Here is a 19,661-nt window from a genome sequence, read left to right on the forward strand (position 1 = left end):
ACATGTAATAGCCCGCATTTCATTTCAAAATTTTGAAGTACAAATATACGGAAAGAGTTCGGTAACAATTACCGAACTCTTTTATTAATTCATAAACGTAATTCCTTTAGCTTTTAAGCTATAGAGCTATTAATAACATTTGTCCGGATTGTAAATTCTACAAGGTCCATTCTCAGTATACTGACAAGTTCCTTCCGGACAATTTTGTCCTGGCTGGGGAACCCATCCACCTGCAATTTTTTTTAATTCTGATTTTGATAATTTTTTTAGATTTTTCATAATAATACTTTTTTAATTTAGTTGTAAAGACTGTAAAAGCCTCTTTAGACCAAGGTAATAAATAAATATGAAATAAAAAATCAATTTAAAAATAATCTTACACATCTATTCAATCGATATCATTGACCTTACATTATAATTACAAATAAAAAAACCGCCAGAAGGCGGTTTCTTAAGTATTTTTATTCTTTTATGTAAACTAATACAGCATCATCATTACCTGGGATTCCATCTACATTTTTAGAACCGTCAGCAATTTTAAGCTCAGTAGCTGAAAAATCTTCCACTGTTTTTTGTGAGGTTTTACTCACTCCCGCTTCCGTATAAGTAAGTATTAGTTTACCATACATCTTATCGTAAGTCCATTTCCCTGAATAGGACTCAGGCTTTATACACTCTTCTGATCCAGCACCAGCTTCATATCTTTCATACACTCCCGAAAAGTCTGTATTAATAAGTATCTGTCCCTTTTTTTCACAAGTGGATACAGGATAGCTTTTCCCTTTAAACTCATAACGGGAAGGTTTCCATGTACCATTAATACTTACCTCTTCTGTCATAGAATTATTCCGGTCATCATCACTGCTGCAAGAAACTATTCCCATTATGGCAATAAGCCCGATCAAAAACTTCATATTGTATTGTATATTTTTTTAAACAAGGTATTCCTGTATTGCTACAGGAATACCTTTTATTTTATTATTAATTTCAAAGGATCACTACATTAGTTTACGTCCCAGAAAATTTTTGTTGATACTTTATCTCCTCCAATTTTTGCCGCAGCTTTCTCAACATTAGTTTTGTTAAGCAGATATTCCTGATCAGAATACTTCATTCTTACCGGAACAGATTCTACTGCAGAATCTTCTGGATTTTCAAACACAGGGTAGTTTAATCTTCTCGCAAAATTCCATGCCTGGAAGCCTTTATTAAACATAGCAACCCAAGCCTGGAAGCCAATTGATTTTCTCCAGTTTGAAGCATCGTAAGGGTTGGCAGCGATGAATGTAGCTGCTGATGCAGGAGCAATACCATATTCTGCCATAGAAGCAGTGATAGCTTCTCCATACAGACCTGCTGCTGTTCCTCCAACACTAAAGCCACGTGCTGCAGCCTCAGCTCTTAAGAATAAGATTTCTGAATAGTCTAATAGAAAACCCTGAGCATTCTCTGTAATAAGCATATAACCATTTTCTCCGGCATCATTAGGCCTAGGAGATGTCAAATGAGAGTATCCAGAAAATGAGTTACCAGATCCATAAACTCCTCCTACATAAGCTCCTCCTACTTTAGTAAACCATTTTCCTCTTCTAGGGTCTGCAGTAGAATTCATATAGTTTACTAACATTTCTGATGGAATAAAGTCAGTTCTACCAGATTGCACTACCTCTTGATAAACAGGATTAGCAAATAATCCCGACGGGAAAGCAGTTAATCCAAAGTTATCTTCTTTACCTTCAAATAATCCCGCAGCATAAGCAGCTTCTGCATGAGTTTTAGCTAATGCCGGATCAACATCTGCTAATGTTACTGCTAATCTGAATTTTAAAGAGTTACCCATTTTTTTCCAATTGGTCATATTCCCTTTATAGAACAAATCGTCTGTATAGCCATTTTCACTAGTATTGATCATTGCTGTAGCAGCATCAATTCTTTTGATCAAATCTATATAAATTGTTTTTGCATCGTCATAAGGAATTTCTGAAGCTCCAGGATTTCCAGGAACCGCTTTTAAAGCTCCAAAATAAGGAACATCTCCATAGGTATCAACTAGATTCGCCCATGCGTATACGCTAATAAGTTCAATTATTGCTTCGTTATTGGCTTTCTTTGCAGCACTCATTCCTTCATTCTGAAGAAATTGTTTTGCATCTCTAAGGGCAGAAAGAACCCCCGGCGAATGAACAGTAGCAGAACTGGATGCCATTAATCTGTTATAATGATTTCGTGGAATAGGCCTTGTCACCATATCATAATTCGACTCATCAATATAAGTTGTTTGGGCCCACTGCTGAGTAAATAATCTTGCTATATTATTATTAACATTTGGTGTTAATAACTGTGATATTAATTCCTGCTGTGCACTTGCTACCAATAATCCTGAAGGAACAGTTGATGGGTGCTTAGGATCTTCATTCAGAGATGTGATGTCACGTTCACAAGAAGTAGTGGCAACAGTTAAAGAAATTAGACTTAATATTAAAATTATCTTTTTCATGTTTTTGTTAGAATTTTAATGTTACATTGATACCGATGTCACGTGTTGTAGGAAGCACTCCAATAGAGTTTCCTTTTGAAGCCAACCCGTTTCCAGTTCCTGCTTCAGGATCTGCATAAGGTAAATTTTTGTGGATGATCCAAAGGTTTCTTCCAACTAAAGAAATTTTAGCTTCCTGTATAGAAGTATTGGCAAGAATTGATTTTGGAAGACTGTAACCAATACTAGCTTCTCGCAACTTTACATAAGAAGCATCATACACGAATCTGCTATTCGGCATTCTTCTATATCCATCTACGTTACCAAAAGTACCAGGTGAACTTGTAGGAGTTGTATTTACCTGTCCGTTAGGATTGACACCAGGATGAACAACACCAGCAGTTCTGTAGTCACCTACAGCTGTTTCTTCATATAATCCGGTAGCAAGACCATAATACATATCTGTTGAGAATACGTCTCCTCCATGCTTGATATCAATTAGGAAACTAACAGAAATTCCTTTATAAGTAAAGCTGTTTCTGATACCTCCAATCCAATCCGGAGTAATATTACCAATTACCTGATTTGGATTTCTTAAATATCTACCGTTGGCTGGATCTATTACGCGTTCTCCATTAGCATTATAAACATAATCTGAACCAACCAAAGCTCCAAATGCCTGCCCTACTCTTGCGTTTAAAGAAACACCTCCCTGATATTGTGCCAACAAATAGTTTTGAGAATCACCATAAAGAGATATAACTTCATTTTCGTTTTTAGACCAGTTCACATCAATATCCCAGCTAAAGTTAGAATTTTTAATTGGCGTACCATTTAACTGCACTTCAATACCTTTATTATTAATCTGCCCCGCATTTACAAGGAATGTTCTGTATCCTGTAGCTGAAGAAACCGGAAGATTGATGATTTGATCAAGAGTACGCGTTTTATACACAGCAATATCAAAACCTAATCTATTTTTCAAGAATTGAGCTTCCATACCAAATTCCACTTCTTTGGATCTCTGTGGCTTAAGATCTGGATTCGCTAAGAAATAGGACTGATTAACCAATCCTGTACTTCCAAATCCTCCTCGTACTCTGTAAGTATTATTTAATTGATAATTCACAGTGGATGAACCTACTTCTGCATAATTGGCTCTTACTTTCCAGAAGCTCAACCAGTTTTGTTTCCATAATTCTGAAAGAATTAAAGACCCTGTTGCTGAATAGTAATCATAAGTATTATTAGTTTTTGGAAGATTTGAACTTCTGTCTACTCTATACGTTCCGTCTACAAATAATAAGTTTTTATATCCGAAAGAAGCTGTTGCATATAAACTCGATGTAAGCCATTTTGCATAGTTTTCATCTGGCGGAATGATTGGACTTGCAGAGTTAGAAATTGCAAATAACCCAGGCGTTGCAAGACCACCTTCTGTACTTACATACACTGCATCACTTAGGTTTCTTCTTACGTTTCCTCCTACGATACCGCTAACATTTAAATCTTCTAAGATATCAAATTTATAATTAGCGAATAAGTCAAAGTTAGTCTCAGAAGTTCTTACATCCTGGCGGGAATATCCTGAAGTCACATTATTTCCTGAAGCACCAAAAGCTTGAGGCAATGAACCATTGGCTAATCTTTCTTCAATTAACATCTGCATGTTGTCATATGATAGCTTCCCAGTAATTCCAAAGTTCTTTGAGATATCATACTTCAACTGTGCATAACTGAATGTTCTTGTTCTTGAGTCAGTTTGATAGTTATTATATCTCTGGAAATATGGGTTATTCCAATAAATAGGTGTTCCATCTGCTCCAGAATTTCTGTTCCATGTATTGTTACTGTTATTTGTTCTGGCATAGGCATCTCTTAGTTCATAGATGTCTACATTCGTCTGCCACCACTGTCTGAAACCTGTTACAATATTATCGGAATATCCTGTTTCATTTCTACCTTTTGTATCCTGAATTGTTAAAGTTGAAAATACAGTAGCATGAAGTTTGTCTGTAAAATCATAGCTAAACTTTGCAGTTAAGTTATTTTTTCTCAAATCTGAATTTGGCAACAACCCATTGGAAAGCATATTTGAATAAGACAAAGATATGTTCGATGATTTATTTCCTTTCTCTAATGAAATTGAGTTAACATAAGTTACCGGAGTTTCAAAGAATTTAATAGGGCCATTTTTAGCGGCAACCCAAGGTGTTGCCTTCCCGTAATAAGGAGATGTTGGATCATAAGAATACCATTGGCGAACTAACAAATTAGGATTAAACTCAGCTCCATAAGAAGCATCTTCGGTAAATGGTACCTGAAGTTCTCCAGTGTCCGGATCATGGTTGAAATATTCATTACCATTGTTTCCGTACACAGCTCCATAACCTGCTCCATATCTTGATTGATATTTAGGGAAAGTAGATTTATCAATAAAACCTACATTGATGTTTGAGTTCAATGTCACGCCCCAACTTCCGTCTTGTTTTCCACGCCCACTTTTGGTAACAATCAAAATTACACCGTCACTTCCTCTTTCACCGTATAAAGCAGAAGCAGCTGCTCCTTTCAAGACATTTATACTTTCAATATCATTCTGATTGATATCAGATAAGAAGTTTCCGTAATCAAAAACACTTCCCTTAACACTTCCGTTATTCACAGGAGATCCATCAAGTACAATAAGCGGGGATCCTCCTGACAAAGATTTATATCCTCTGATCAATAAGTTTGATGATCCACCAAAGTTGTTGTTTGTGTTAACCTGAAGACCGGCTACTTTACCTGAAAGTAGTCCTGCTACGTTTCCCGTATTTGTTGTTCCACCTGTTAGTGCTTCCGCTTTTACTTCTTCAGAAGCATACCCCAGAGATTTCTTCTCTCTTTTAATTCCGAGTGCGGTTACCACTACGCCCTCAATTTCTTTTGTTTTAATAGTATCATTCTTTTGCTGGGCATTTGCAACAGCTATAGAAGAAGATAATACTAAAACAAGAAGACTTGCTGTTAGTTTCTTCATATCAAATTAATTTTGTACCCTACAAATTTGTAAAACTTTCTTAATACCACAAAGCAAAAATTAAAAAAATTACACATATTTCAAAATTTAAAAACAAAAACAACTAATAACATACTAAAATTAGTTAAAAACTAAATATTTAACAAAAACAAATTGTTTAATCATTGTATTTTTTTAAGAAATAATAACAATCATTTAAATTGATATTATCTATATTAACAACAATCAAACAAAAACCAAAATAACCTGAATATCAACAACTTGAGAAACATAAATAACAAAAACAGCGTATATATCACCACTTATACCATGCTTAGCATATTTATATACAAGAAGAAAAATTAGATCTAAAAAATAAAAAAACCGCCCGAAGGCGGTAAAATATATTAAAATTGTATTATAAGAATTAGTTCTGATTCCAGAATGGAGTCGTTTGGTTCTTAGTAAAACATTGAGCATTTGAAATCTGAGGTACGTTTGCTGAATTAGCTACATATTCAGATGAAGGATACATCAACCTGTATGGCTTATTAGGTTTAGCTGAAGTAGTTGCCATAGGAGTAATAGGGAAACCAGTTCTATTATAATCAATGAAAGATTCTGTAGGGTTAATTCCAGCAGTAGCTAACCATTTCTGAGTCATGATTGCTTCAATCTTATTATCATTAGTTCCAATCCATCCTAAACCTACTTTAGTTTGAATTGCTGCTTTGTATGCAATATAGTCAGCATTAGCAGCATAAAGATAGTCAAAAGATGCTTTAATACCTTTTTCGAAGCTTTCCTGACCGTTAATTGCAAAAATACCCGGATATCTCACTGCTGCTTCAGCCTGAAGAAACTCACTTTCTGAACGGGTCATTAAAACCCCTGATTTAGCAGAACCTACTGAAGTCAGTTGAGCAGTAGTACTAGGACTACCTTGACCAAATATCCAACCATTTCCAAATCTTGAAACCGTTGTAAGATCTGTCGGAGCCCCTGGCTGACCAGGTGTAGCACCTTGTCTAACTCCTTTTACAACTGACTGACCATTATAATTAACCATTGAGAACATTCTTCCTCTTCTACCATCTTTGATACCGTTAAATTTCTGATAAACATTATCTGTCATATTATAAGGATTACCATTAAGGCAAGTAGCAATATGCTCAGATGCTGTAAATAATGTATTATTCTGCAACTGAGAGTTTGAACTGTTTCTTACATAGTATCCATAAAATGGATTCTGCTGGTCATCATTAGCAGCACTATATCCTGGATTTACTAAAACATCAGCTTCTACAAAATTTTCTCCTACTAAAGTTTGAAGTTGTTGATCTCTAAAAGTAGCCATAGCCCCCGTTACTTTAGACATTCTTATCAACATTCTTAGTTTTACAGTATTCGCAAGACGCTTCCACTTATCCATTGTTCCCTGAAAAACAATATCAGTAGCACCTAGTTCAAGTGCAGCGGCATTTCCATTATCTATAAGAGTGATAGCATCATTCAGACCAAGAATTAATGATTTGTAGATTTCTTCATCATTATCATATTTTGGAGTTGCATTAGCCTGGCCCATAAATGCTTGAGAATATGGAGCATCGCCATATAAATCTACGATAGTTTGCATATAAAAAGCTTTCATCACTTTTGCAGCAGCTACATAGTTATCATATTTGTGAGTAGAGTTATCATATTTCTCAATAGCAACGAAGTTACTTACGTTTCTGTATAATCCATCCCAGATCTGTGGATAAAAAGAACTATCTACATTCAAAGTATATTCATTCCCAAACGGAGCTCCAAAGGAATAAGAGTTACCTGCATAAGAATTCATCATAAGACCACCAAATCTATTCATCCATGTAGCTTGTGTTCTATAAGTCTGAGCAACAGCACCAGGGAACAATAAAGTTGGCGTAATAGCTTCTGCATGGATATTATTTGGATTTTCATTAATATCCAGATAATGATCACATGAAGTCAACGTCATAGAAGCAACAATTAAACCTAGTATTGTATATTTAAATTTTTTCATTTTCAAGTAATAATTAATTAAAGTTTAGAAAGATGCTTTAAGATTCACCCCAAAGCTTCTAGTTGATGGATACTGTGTTGTATAAGCAAAACCAGCAGCATTCCCTGTTGTACTTGCAGTTTCGGGATCCGCGTAGTTTCTATTGTTATCCGCATACTTAAAGAATGGGTTCCTTGAGTAAACACCTACTGTCAATGAATTCAAGAATGTAGAGCTTAAGACTGATTTTGGTATATCATAGCTTAATGCAATTTCTCTAATCTTTAACGCGGTAGCATCAACTACTAAGTTTTCTCCAACAGCTCTATACGCACTACTTGAGAAGTAGTTGGTGACGTTAGTATAAGTTCCTGCTCCACCTACTGGTGTATTGTTAGGAGTGTATATCGGATTTGCTGCAGTACCTGTGTTTTGCACTGAGTTAGGAACAACATATCCTTGAGTTCTATCAAATTCAGCTGACTCTTCTAACCCTCCTGTAAAGGCAAGTAGGTTTTTCGTAAACGAAACAAATTTACCTCCTTTTCTAAAGTCTCCCATTGCAGATAATGTGAATCCTTTATACTTAATATTAGTTGAGAACCCAAGAATATAATCAGGAGTAGCTCTTCCTAAAACCTGAAGATTACTTGTTGTTAAAGGATTTCCTTTAGAGTCAACAATAATTCTTCCCTGATCGTCTCTCTGGAATGCACTTCCTTTGATAACGGGGAAATCAGATCCTTTCACAGCGAAAATACCTACTGCTGCTGAACTACTGCTTAATAAAGATACTTCATCAGCACCATCAGCCAATTCCAATACTTTAGATCTGTAAGTAGAATATGACACTTTCATATCCCAGGTAAAATCACTTGTTTTGATTGGCGTTAAACCTAAATCAAGCTCAAGCCCTCTTAATCTCATTTTACCCACATTATCAAGAATACTTGTTAATCCAGATGCACTTGAAGCAGTTCTTGCAGTAATTAAGTCATCAGTTGTAGATTGATAAACAGAAGCATCTAATCTGATTCTGTCTTTTAGGAATCCTAGAGATAATCCGAAATCTAAAGTATTAACAAATTCAGGTTTAATATTTACTGATGTAGGTGTTTGATTATTAATATATGAACTTAAACCATTAAATGGAAAACCTGTTGGGAACACTCCGATTTCATCTGTTCTGTAAGGATCTACTGCAGTTGTATTACCTACTCTTGTAAATGAACCTGTAATTTTTGCGTAGTTAAGAATGTCTCCTTTTAAGCTCTGAAATGCTTTAGTTGGTACAAAAGACAATCCTACTGAATAATAAGGATAAACAGGATTTGTTCTTTTCCCAGAGCTATATGGTCGTGTTGACAATACAGAAGACTGCTCAATTCTAAATGTGGAGTTTAAGAATAAATAATCATTATAGCTTAAATCCAGGTTAGCAAATCCAGCAATAATTCTACTGTTTGTCTGATAGTTATCTAAATTAGCACTTGAATAAGGATCTGGATTAAGTACATTTTTGATATGATACCATCCTGCAATATCTAAATTATTCCCTCCTACAGATGTTACATTAAATGTTCTGTCCTGGATGTTATTCCCAATGTTAAATTTTAATCCGATTTTATCTGTTAGCTCGTAATTAAAGTTCACCATTAAGTCACCATAGTAATTTCTCTCCTTAGATGTACTTTCATAGAACCAAGACGTTATATCACCATTTCCTAAATCACCGAAAGTAATCCCATCAATAGATGCTCCAGGAAGGTTATATTTTTTAGTAAAAATGGCACCATCATTATGTCTCGTATAAGTCATACCTCTTGTTGTAATGTTTCCGTTATACGTAATATTGATGTTCTTATTCAATTCATAATCTAAACCAAGGATAGCACTAAAGTAATCACTATGTCTGTCATATCTTTCGTGATCGATTGTCCAGTATGGGTTTACAGCATATCCTGTGTAATATCCTTCAATTCCACTATTTCTATACAGTTTAATGTTGTTGTTAGTCGGAGTTTGAAGAATATCATCATATAATGATGAGTTTGTTGTAGATATTATTCTATTGATATAGTTGATATTACCATCAATTTTCAATTTTCCTATTTTCTTTCCAGCTTTAAAGATAAAACTGTTTTGTCTTAATTTATCACTCTCAACTACGAAATTATTTTCTGTTCTGTTAGCAGAAAAGGACACATATGAATCTGATCCACCTGCTGTCGCTGTAATTCCGTTTTGGGTTAATACTCCTGTTGAAAAGAATTTATTCATGAAATTTTTCACTGGAGCATATTTTTCATAAATAAATGAACCATCAGCCTGTGGAAGACCTGAAGGCATCATTGTTCCTCCGATAGCCGGATTGTCATAAGCAGCTCCCCAAGACATATTTTCCCATGGCACATAATTTGTACCACCATAATCTACATCACTCCATCCTTCATCCTGAACCCCTTTACCATACTTCTGTTGAACTTTTGGAAGCATGAAAACATTAGAGATATCAATAGAAGAATTGAACGTCATCTGAAGTTTCTCAGATTTTGTTCCTCTTTTTGTCGTTACAATAATTACCCCGTTCACCCCTTGCTGACCATAAAGAGCCGCTCCTTGTAAACCTTTAATTACGTTGATGTTTTCGATTGCTTCTGGTGGTATCTGCTGTAAGATGTCAGCAGATGAAATAACGTTATCAATTACAATTAACGCCTGGTTATTACCCGTGATAGATTTAGCACCTCTCAAGACAACTCTATAGCTAGGATCTACACCATTGTTTGTCAAATTGATTTGTAAACCTGAAACCTTACCTGTCAATGCCTGTACAGCAGTTGGCGCTGACGCCTGATTCAGTTCTTTTGTCGTTACAACTTGCTGTGTATTTGTTATCGCATCAGCCTTTCTTTTGATACCTAAGGCTCCGGTAACAACTATCTCCTCAATATTTTTGGTTTTCAGAGTATCCTTCGTGTTTTGGGCTGACATCATCACAAATGATGACGATAGTACAACCGCGAAAACACTCGCAGTTAATTTCTTCATATCAAATTCAATTATTTTTACAGATTACAAATATGTGAAACTTTCTTAAAACTACCAAAAAAAATGTTAAAGTTTTATAATATATAAAAAAACACAACTTCAACATACCACGAAACTAACAACTCATTAAAAAAACACACATTATTCCATCAATATGAAAAACCACACCAATTAACAATATAAATACAAATAACCAAAAACATTAAAATTATAGTTACTACAAGTATTAAAACAGTAAAACTCCAATAAAATAAATTCCTGCAAAATTTTATACTTTTGCAGTATAGAAACAATTCATGGAGCTAATAAAAAACTGGTCAAACCTTTACATTGAGGCGGGATGTGATGAAGTAGGAAGAGGATGTTTAAGTGGTCCGGTGGTAGCAGCCGCGGTAATTTTGGATGATGATTTTAAACAAAATCTGGTTAATGATTCAAAGAAATTAACGTCCAAAACCCGTATGGAGCTGGATAGTTATATTAAAGATAATGTGAAAAACTATGCCATCGCAGAATTACCACCTTCCTTTATTGATGAGCATAATATTCTCAATGCGAGTATTCATGCGATGCATCGTGCGCTGGACAAACTAACGATAACTCCTGAACTTATTCTGGTGGACGGGAATAAATTTCATCCTTATAACTACATCCCTCATCAATGTATTATCAAGGGCGATTCTAAAGTATTGTCGATTGCTGCAGCGTCTATTCTTGCCAAAAATTATAGAGACAAGTTAATGATTCAGCTTCATGAAGAACATCCTGAATATGGTTGGGACACTAATTTTGGCTACGCCACAAAAAAACATCAGGAAGCCCTTATTAAACATGGCCCAACACGTCATCACAGACAATCTTTCAGACTAAAATATGATTAAAAGTAACTGATTTTCAATTATTAAATTCTCATCTACTGATTGAAAATTTAAAACCATTCTAAATAAATTACAGATAAAAAAAGAGAAGCAATTGTTCAATTGCTTCTCTTTTTTAACATATTATTAAGAATTTTATTTCTTTTTATTTCTTTGCTGCTCCTGAGCTTTTTGCTGTTCCTGAGCCTTCTCCATCATTTCTCTCATTCTCTTCTGGAACTTACCTTCTGCTTTTGGTTTTTCCTTGTTAGACTGAATCTGAGCATGGATTTTCTTTTCATCCAGGATCAAATACTTAATAACAAGGATAATCAGAATATTAATCGCATTCGATACAAAATAATACCATGAAAGACCTGAAGCCGAAGTATTAAGGAAGAACAGGAATGTAATCGGGAAGATATACATTAACACCTTCATGTTTGGCATTCCTTCCTGCTGTGGCTGCTGCATATTTCCTGAAGTCATTACAGTATAGATCAAGATAACAACCGTACAAGCTAAAGCAAAAATACTTAAGTGATCTCCAAGGAATGGAATATTAAACGGAAGTTTGATCAAATCATCATAAGCTGTCAAATCTTTCGCAAACCAGAATCCCTGTCCTCTCAGATCAATAAAGTTCGGGAAGAAACGGAATAAAGCATAGAAGATTGGAATCTGCACCAATGCCGGTAAACATCCCGCCATCTGGTTCACTCCGGCTTTTCTGTACACTTCCATCGTAGCCTGCTGCTTCTTCATTGGATCTGCATCCTTGAATTTGGCATTTACCTCATCAATTTCCGGACGGATCACCTTCATCATTGCACTTAATTTGTGCTGCTTATACATAATTGGTGAAAGGATCAGCTTTACGATGATCGTCATTACGAAAATCACCCAACCTGCTGACAATCCCCACGCAGCGATAATGCTGTAAAGCCACATAAAGAAATAACGGTTCATTGCCCCGATGAATGACCAGCCTAACGGAAGAATTTCATCAAAGTTCTTATCATAAGATTTAAGCAATGGTAAATCCAATGGCATGAAATACCAAGTAAAATCCTGGTTCAGCTCACTTCCGGTCATCTGAACAAAACCTTCATAGTTGAATTTCTTCAGATACTCTCCTTCTTCAACATTTTCCTGGTTTCCTTTACTTTGAGTAAATCCGTTTTTAGCTTCAATGACAGAAGAGAAAAACTGCTGCTTTACACCAATCCAGTTAAGAGTTTCCTTTTCTTCTTCCATTGTGGTTCTTCCATCATAATCATAATCTTTATAATTATTGAAAGCATAAGAAAATTCTGAGTGAGACTGCTCCTGAGCTCTACCCTTTTCCAGGTTTCTTACATTATAATCCCAGATAAAATCTGCTTTATTATCAGAAGTAATTTTAGAAAGTCCCTGAGTTCTTACTTTAAAGTCTAAGGTATATTTTGGCAACAGTGTGTAAATGAATTGAATGACAGCGCCATTATAATCTGCAGTTAAGGTAACAGCGTTTCCGTTAACAGCAGGTGAGAAAACTAAATCTTTAGTATTAACAATCTTCCCTGTTTTATCTTTAAACTGAAAACCATAGTTCGAGTTATTCTTGTTAATAAGATAAAGCGGCTGATCTGCATTGTCTGTTTTATGGTTGTAAGCTTTATACTTTAAAAGCTCTACTTTGGAAACCTGTCCTCCTAAGCTTGAGAATTCAAGTTTTAATTCATTATTTCCAAGACTTGCTGTCTGGATTGCAGTAGGAGTTACATTTGGATTGATATTGCTTGCCTGAGTTTGCTTTACGGCATTTTTAGCCTGTTCCGTTTTCTGCTCCTGAGCTTTCAACTCCGCTTCTTTCGTTTGTTTGTTCTGGAAGTAGAACATAAAACCGAAGAGAACAAGGCATAAAACCGCGAAACTAATCATTTGCTTCTTATCGATTCCGTTGTTTTGTTGCATTTTATTTTATATTAAAATTTTAAATTTAAAATATACGTACTGACGTACGTAATTTGAGCTGACAAAAATACTGTTTTTTTATCAAAACTCTATGCTTTACGTTGTTACTATATAATAAACTCAAGCTGAGAATAATCAGCCTGAGTTTATGGGTAGACGTTTATGATAAATTTTACCTTATTTCTTTTCGCAAGCCTTGATGAAAGCTCTGAATAGTGGATGCGGTGTTGCTACCGTACTCTTATATTCCGGGTGATACTGAACCCCTACATAGAACGGGTGATCAGGAAGTTCCAGCGCTTCCACCAAACCTGTTTCAGGGTTTGTACCTGTAGCCAGGAAACCATTCTTTTCAAATTCCTGAAGATAATCACTGTTGAATTCATAACGGTGACGGTGTCTTTCAGAAATATTTTTACTTCCGTAAACATCATATAACTTAGAACCGTTTTTCAAAGAACATTTCCATGCTCCAAGGCGCATCGTTCCTCCTTTATCTACTACATTCTTCTGTTCTTCCATCAAAGAAATTACAGGATCCGGAGTAGCCGTATCAAATTCCATAGAGTTTGCTTTTGTATGTCCTAAAACATTTCTTGCAAATTCAACAGTCATAATCTGCATTCCTAAACAGATTCCCAACATTGGAATTTTATTTTCTCTTGCATATTTTGCGGTAAGAACTTTCCCTTCAATTCCTCTGTCTCCGAAACCTGGAGCTACAAGGATACCATTCACACCTTTCAGTGTATCTTTGATATTTTCTTCCGTAATATCTCCACTGTAAACCCATCTTACTTTTACTTCAGTTTCAAGGTCAGCTCCTGCATGTTTGAAAGCCTCAGCAATAGAAATATAAGAATCCTGAAGGGAAACATATTTTCCAACCAAAGCAATTTCAACAGTCTTCTTAGGATTCTGGAATTTTTTAAGGAAACTCTTCCAGTCTTTAAGATCAGCATCTTTATCACTTTTCAGATCCAGCTCTTTCAAAACTACATCATCAAAGTTTTGTTTTTGAAGATACATTGGAACTTCATAGATGGTTTCAAGGTCTTTACATTCGATAACATTATCTAAAGGAACGTTACAGAACTGAGCCAGTTTTGCTCTCTGATCTTTAGGAATCTTATGTTCTGTTCTGCACACCAAAACATCAGCCATAATTCCGCTTTCCATCAACTGACGAACGGAATGCTGGGATGGTTTTGTTTTCAATTCTCCACTTGAAGCCAGATAAGGCAGTAAAGTAAGGTGGATCACCATAGAATTGCTCTCTCCCAGCTCCCATTTCAACTGGCGAACAGTTTCAATGTAGGGTAAAGATTCAATATCCCCTACAGTTCCTCCGATTTCAGTAATGATGATATCGTAGTTCTGTTTTGAAAGGATTTTAATTCTACGTTTGATTTCGTTAGTAATATGAGGAATTACCTGAACTGTTTTTCCAAGGAAGTCTCCTTTTCTTTCTTTTTCAATGACAGTCTGGTAAATTTTTCCTGTAGTAACGTTGTTGTTTTGGGATGTAGGAGCATCAAGGTAACGCTCGTAGTGGCCTAAATCCAGATCCGTCTCTGCACCATCTTCAGTCACATAACACTCTCCGTGCTCATAAGGATTCAAAGTTCCTGGGTCGATATTGATATAAGGATCTAATTTTTGGATCGTTACATTAAAGCCGCGTGATTTTAGTAGAAGTCCCAGAGAAGCAGAAACGATTCCCTTTCCCAAAGATGAAGTTACACCTCCTGTCACAAAGATGTACTTTGTATTCTTTTTACTCATTAGATTAGGTTTGTGCAAAGTTAGGGGAAAAAGAAATACAAAGCAATCTTTTACATTTTGAAAATGATAAAACATCCCTCAAACAATTATAAACCCTGATAAAAATTTTTATTAATATTTAGTATAAGCAAATGAAACAAAGCTATGATCAACAGGATTTCGTCTATCAACGAAAAAGGTTTTCCATTGGAGCGGAAAACCTTTTTTATAGTTTATATTCTGAAATATTATTGCTTAGTCAGTTCAAAGTAAGCCGTTACTTCAACATCTTTTGCGATTCCTGCTCCTGACGGATCATATTTGATTCCATAATCCAGACGGTTCACGGTAAATTTGGTCTGAATCCCCATAATCTCTTTTCCGTCTTTATTTTTTGTAATTCCTCCCAATGTAACCGGAGCAGTGATTTCTTTTTCCACGCCTTTCATCGTCAGCTTCCCTTTTACAATGTAGTTATTGTTCTTATCTTTTGTAACAGAAGAACTTTTAAATTCAATCGTAGGATATTGCGCAACATCGAAAAACTCTTCACTGATAAGATGTCTGTCTCTCATGTCCACTCCGGTATTAATGGAAGGAACACTGATAGAAAAGCTTAAATCGGCATTATCCAGATTAGCGCCTCCTGTAGCTGCTTTTCCGTCAAATTTATCAAACCTTCCCTGTACAAAACTAATCCCCATGTGCTTGATATTAAAGTTGACCGATGAATGCATCTGGTCTACCTGCCAGCTTCCCTGTGCAAAAGCAACAATACTTAATAGTGTAAATACGAAAGATAAAAATACTTTTTTCATTGTAATGATATTTTACATTAATATTTTAATTGAAGAAAGCTAAGATAAGAAAGATATTTCTACCGCAGACGTATTAGTTTTTTATATTAAATCCATTTAGATTCCGAAAGAAAAATGCTTTTTTTATAACTTCGCAGTATGGCAAAACTGAAAACAGCATATTTCTGTCAAAACTGCGGAACCCAGTACCCTCAATGGCTGGGACAATGTAAAAACTGTGGAGAGTGGAATACTTTAGTAGAAGAGGTCGTAGAAAAACCTTCTCACAAAACTCCTCCTTTCTCAAAAACCAAACAACATGTTATCAATATTGTTGAAGTGGAAACAAGTGAGGAACCAAGGATAAAAACACCTTCTGAAGAACTGAACCGTGTCTTAGGAGGCGGTATCGTTTTGGGTTCTGTGACTTTGATTGGTGGAGAACCCGGCATCGGGAAATCGACCCTTCTGCTTCAGCTTGCTTTAAAAATGAAGAAAAAAATCTTCTATGTTTCAGGGGAAGAGAGTGCTTCTCAGATTAAAATGAGAGCGGACAGGCTTACCGATATTCAGAATCCGAACTGTTTTCTTTTTACTGAAACTTCACTGGAAAAAATCCTTCATGAAGCAAAGAAACTGGAACCTGATTTCATGATCATTGATTCCATTCAGACCCTGCAGTCTCAGCTGATAGAAAGTTCTCCGGGAACCGTATCCCAAATCCGGGAATGCTCCAATGAGATCATCAAATATGCCAAAGAAAATAATACTCCGGTATTTCTTGTAGGCCACATCACCAAAGACGGACAGATTGCCGGACCAAAGGTTCTGGAGCATATGGTGGATGTCGTTTTGAATTTTGACGGAGACCGAAATCATCTTTTCAGATTATTGAGAGCCAATAAAAACCGTTTCGGCTCCACTTCAGAAATTGGAATTTATGAAATGGTTTCCCAGGGATTAAAAGAAATTAAAAACCCTTCTGAAATTCTGATTACCAAAAAATTTGAAGAACTTTCCGGTAACTCCGTTGCAGTAACCCTTGAGGGAAACAGACCTATGCTGCTAGAAATTCAGGCATTGGTAAGTACGGCCGTTTATGGGACTCCACAGAGAAGCTGCACCGGTTTTGATTCCAAAAGACTGAATATGCTTTTGGCTGTATTAGAAAAAAGAGCAGGTTTTCAATTGGGAGCAAAAGACGTTTTCCTGAATATTACGGGCGGAATAAAAACAGATGATCCGGCACTGGACCTGGCGGTCATTGCTTCTGTTCTTTCCTCTAATGAAGATATTGCTATTTCAGAGCATTACTGCTTTGCCGGAGAAATTGGTCTGAGTGGAGAAATACGCCCGGTAGCCCAGATTGAACAAAGAATTACTGAAGCGGAAAAATTGGGTTATGAAAAAATATTTGTTTCCAATCTTAATAAAATCCCGAAAAGAAAATTTGGAATCAAAATTGAAGAAGTGAGTAAGATTGAAGATTTTCACGAGAGGCTTTTCTGATGTCAATGGTGAATTTTGCTTCGCAAGTCAATTGTCAATCAGAATGTGGATAAAAAATTCACAAGCGAAGAGGATGCAATGTAGATAGCATTGTGAATCGTCAATTTTGCTTCGCAAGTCAATTGTCAATTGAAATGAGGATAAAAAAAATTTCACAAGCGAAGCAGATTCACCATTCACCATTCACCATTCACTATTCACTATTCACTATTATCAAATATTCACATTTAATTCATAACTTTAAATTATGAATTATCTGGCGCATTCTTTTCTTTCTTTTACCGACGGGCAGATCGTGGGGCAGTTTCTTGAAGACTTTATCCGCAACAGAGATCGTTTCTCTTTCCCAAAGGAAATTCAGGACGGAATTACCCTGCACAGAGCAATTGACACTTTTACAGATTCCCATCCGGCTATTCATGAGGCCAAAAAAGTGTTTGCTCCATTGGTAAGATTGTACGCCGGGGCATTTGTGGATGTTTCTATGGATCATTTTGTAGCTAGAGACCTTTCTCTGAATTCTCTGGCAGAATGGAAATCGCATTCCCTTAAAGTTTATCGTGTTTTAAATGCCCATGAACAGTGGCTTCCTGAAAACTTTAAAAAGATGCTGGTGAAAATGGAGCATGATGACTGGCTTTATAATTACCGTGAAGACTGGGGAATCAAATTCAGCATTCAGAATGTACTTAATAAAGCAAAATATCTTGATAAGGATATTCCTGTCTTTGAAGCTTTTTTAAAGAACAAGGATCATCTTCAGCAATGTTATGATGATTTTTTTCCTGATCTGCTGGCTCACGCAAAAGGAATCAACACATTGCTTCAGCTGGAAAATTGATAAACTTTAAATTTGTCTTATTGTTTAAAACGCAAAGACTAAATTAAGTTTTGTTATTATTAAGTGAGCTAAGAAGGCGACAAAGTCGCTGAACAAGCTGCATGGATTTGGTACCGCTTAGAAAAAATCAACAAAGTTGATTCCTCCTTTGCTTCCTCAAAAATATAATATTATACGCTGAAATCTTTGCGTGAAATTACAATATACTAAATATATATTCTTAAAACTGTTTATAGAGATAGCGGTTAGGATAGATAAGTTTTTCACTGTTTCTTTGTCCGTTTACAATGATATGAACAATATTGATCTGATCATCAAAAAGATTATACAGAAAACTTACCGCGGTTTCTACTTTTTTCGGAGGGGATACAGGTTCGGATTCTAGAAATATATTTACAGATTCCTGGTCTTCCTCATAACCGATATAGTTTACCTTCAAAAATTTATTATCAACTTTTAGTTTAAAATATTCTGAGCAGTATTTTTGCAGGGCATCATTCAGTTTGGTCTTGTATTTTTCGTCATTAAAATGAAAAGCGCTTCCATATTTTTTTTCCAAGCCATTTTCCAGGTCATCAAGAAAGAATCTTCCGGCCACTTCAAATGTTCTGGATTTTGAGTTATAATTAATCTCTACAGAGCCTACGTGATAGGGGTGTTTCGTTGTGGTAAAAGACAATAAAAAAACAACCGGAATTAAAAATAGCCACAAACTCTTCACAGAACCTAACATATAAATAAATTTTGTTCCGAAATTAATCATTATTTTCGTAAGCATTATATTTTTACCTTATGATGCAGGATTTTCTTTTTTATTTACACCTTGGATGGGAACATATTATTTCTCTGGATGCTCTGGATCATCAGCTTTTTGTTCTGGCCCTGATCGCTGTATATTCTTACAGTGACTGGAAAAAAATTCTGATTCTTGTGACCGCATTTACGATTGGCCATTCCATTACCTTAGCCCTAAGCATTCTGGATGTTTTCAGGGTTCCTTCTGATTGGGTAGAGTTTTTAATTCCTTTAACCATTGTTCTGACTTCACTGGATAATATTATCATGAAAAATCAGAAACAGACTTTGATGCGGGCCAACTACTATCTTGCTCTGATCTTCGGCCTTGTTCATGGAATGGGATTCGCCAATACAGCAAGAGTAATGATTGCCAAAAGCCAGAGTATAGCTTTACCACTTCTTGGGTTCAATATTGGTCTGGAGCTTGGCCAGATTGTAATTGTTGCTGCAATTTTAATCATCCTATTCATTTCACTCAATCTTTTCAAGGTGAATAAAAAAGACTGGATACTTTTTGTTTCTTCGGGAGTATTTGCTTTATCCTTAAAAATGACTTTGGAAAGAATTCCCTTTTAAAAGTTAAATATT

At 35.6% G+C, this 19,661-nt stretch carries 14 protein-coding genes; 4 read left to right on the top strand and 10 right to left on the bottom strand.

The annotated features are described in order from the left end of the window. Window positions 1–129: 129 nt before the first annotated feature. The 6 genes from ACODR7_RS05595 to ACODR7_RS05620 form a co-directional block, all read right to left on the bottom strand. On the bottom strand, window positions 130–279 hold the full coding sequence (locus ACODR7_RS05595) for a bacteriocin-like protein (RefSeq protein ID WP_426475987.1): 150 nt from the start codon (window positions 277–279) through the stop codon (window positions 130–132). Window positions 280–461: 182 nt separating this feature from the next. Continuing rightward, window positions 462–914: a lipocalin-like domain-containing protein gene (locus tag ACODR7_RS05600; RefSeq protein WP_488837912.1), complete on the bottom strand. Its 453-nt coding sequence runs from the start codon at window positions 912–914 to the stop codon at window positions 462–464. A gap of 89 nt (window positions 915–1,003) precedes the next feature. Next, window positions 1,004–2,497 (bottom strand): SusD/RagB family nutrient-binding outer membrane lipoprotein, encoded by a 1,494-nt coding sequence (locus tag ACODR7_RS05605; protein ID WP_488837913.1) that lies wholly within the window; start codon window positions 2,495–2,497, stop codon window positions 1,004–1,006. A 7-nt stretch (window positions 2,498–2,504) separates the two neighbouring features. After that, window positions 2,505–5,498, bottom strand: a complete 2,994-nt coding sequence (locus ACODR7_RS05610; protein WP_488837914.1) for a SusC/RagA family TonB-linked outer membrane protein — start codon at window positions 5,496–5,498, stop codon at window positions 2,505–2,507. 406 nt (window positions 5,499–5,904) lie between these two features. Further along, window positions 5,905–7,521, bottom strand: coding sequence for a SusD/RagB family nutrient-binding outer membrane lipoprotein (locus ACODR7_RS05615; RefSeq protein WP_488837915.1), 1,617 nt, complete (start codon window positions 7,519–7,521; stop codon window positions 5,905–5,907). A 24-nt stretch (window positions 7,522–7,545) separates the two neighbouring features. Beyond that, a complete protein-coding gene (locus ACODR7_RS05620) occupies window positions 7,546–10,551 on the bottom strand; it encodes a SusC/RagA family TonB-linked outer membrane protein (protein WP_488837916.1) in 3,006 nt (1,001 codons plus the stop codon). A 296-nt stretch (window positions 10,552–10,847) separates the two neighbouring features. Here ACODR7_RS05620 and rnhB point away from each other — a divergent pair, with 296 nt between their 5' ends. Next, window positions 10,848–11,432, top strand: a complete 585-nt coding sequence (rnhB, locus tag ACODR7_RS05625) for a ribonuclease HII (protein WP_488837917.1) — start codon at window positions 10,848–10,850, stop codon at window positions 11,430–11,432. A 132-nt stretch (window positions 11,433–11,564) separates the two neighbouring features. Here rnhB and yidC read toward each other — a convergent pair whose 3' ends face one another. The 3 genes from yidC to ACODR7_RS05640 form a co-directional block, all read right to left on the bottom strand. After that, entirely contained in the window at window positions 11,565–13,364 is a 1,800-nt protein-coding gene (yidC, locus tag ACODR7_RS05630) for a membrane protein insertase YidC (protein WP_488837918.1), read from the bottom strand. Between the two features lie 177 nt (window positions 13,365–13,541). Next, window positions 13,542–15,149, bottom strand: a complete 1,608-nt coding sequence (gene pyrG / locus ACODR7_RS05635) for a CTP synthase (RefSeq protein WP_488837919.1) — start codon at window positions 15,147–15,149, stop codon at window positions 13,542–13,544. Between the two features lie 227 nt (window positions 15,150–15,376). After that, window positions 15,377–15,946, bottom strand: coding sequence for a YceI family protein (locus ACODR7_RS05640; protein WP_488837920.1), 570 nt, complete (start codon window positions 15,944–15,946; stop codon window positions 15,377–15,379). 138 nt (window positions 15,947–16,084) lie between these two features. Between ACODR7_RS05640 and radA the strand changes: the two genes are divergently transcribed. Beyond that, window positions 16,085–17,434 (top strand): DNA repair protein RadA, encoded by a 1,350-nt coding sequence (radA, locus tag ACODR7_RS05645; protein ID WP_110367971.1) that lies wholly within the window; start codon window positions 16,085–16,087, stop codon window positions 17,432–17,434. Window positions 17,435–17,681: 247 nt separating this feature from the next. Then, the gene (locus tag ACODR7_RS05650) at window positions 17,682–18,275 is read left to right on the top strand and encodes an acyl carrier protein phosphodiesterase (protein ID WP_488837921.1); all 594 of its coding nucleotides are present in this window, start codon (window positions 17,682–17,684) and stop codon (window positions 18,273–18,275) included. Between the two features lie 220 nt (window positions 18,276–18,495). Here ACODR7_RS05650 and ACODR7_RS05655 read toward each other — a convergent pair whose 3' ends face one another. Continuing rightward, window positions 18,496–19,053, bottom strand: coding sequence for a DUF6702 family protein (locus tag ACODR7_RS05655; RefSeq protein WP_488837922.1), 558 nt, complete (start codon window positions 19,051–19,053; stop codon window positions 18,496–18,498). Window positions 19,054–19,070: 17 nt separating this feature from the next. Between ACODR7_RS05655 and ACODR7_RS05660 the strand changes: the two genes are divergently transcribed. After that, the gene (locus ACODR7_RS05660) at window positions 19,071–19,649 is read left to right on the top strand and encodes a HupE/UreJ family protein (RefSeq protein WP_488838062.1); all 579 of its coding nucleotides are present in this window, start codon (window positions 19,071–19,073) and stop codon (window positions 19,647–19,649) included. The last annotated feature ends 12 nt before the right edge of the window (window positions 19,650–19,661 follow it).

The sequence above is a fragment of the Chryseobacterium sp. FG46 genome (assembly GCF_057809135.1).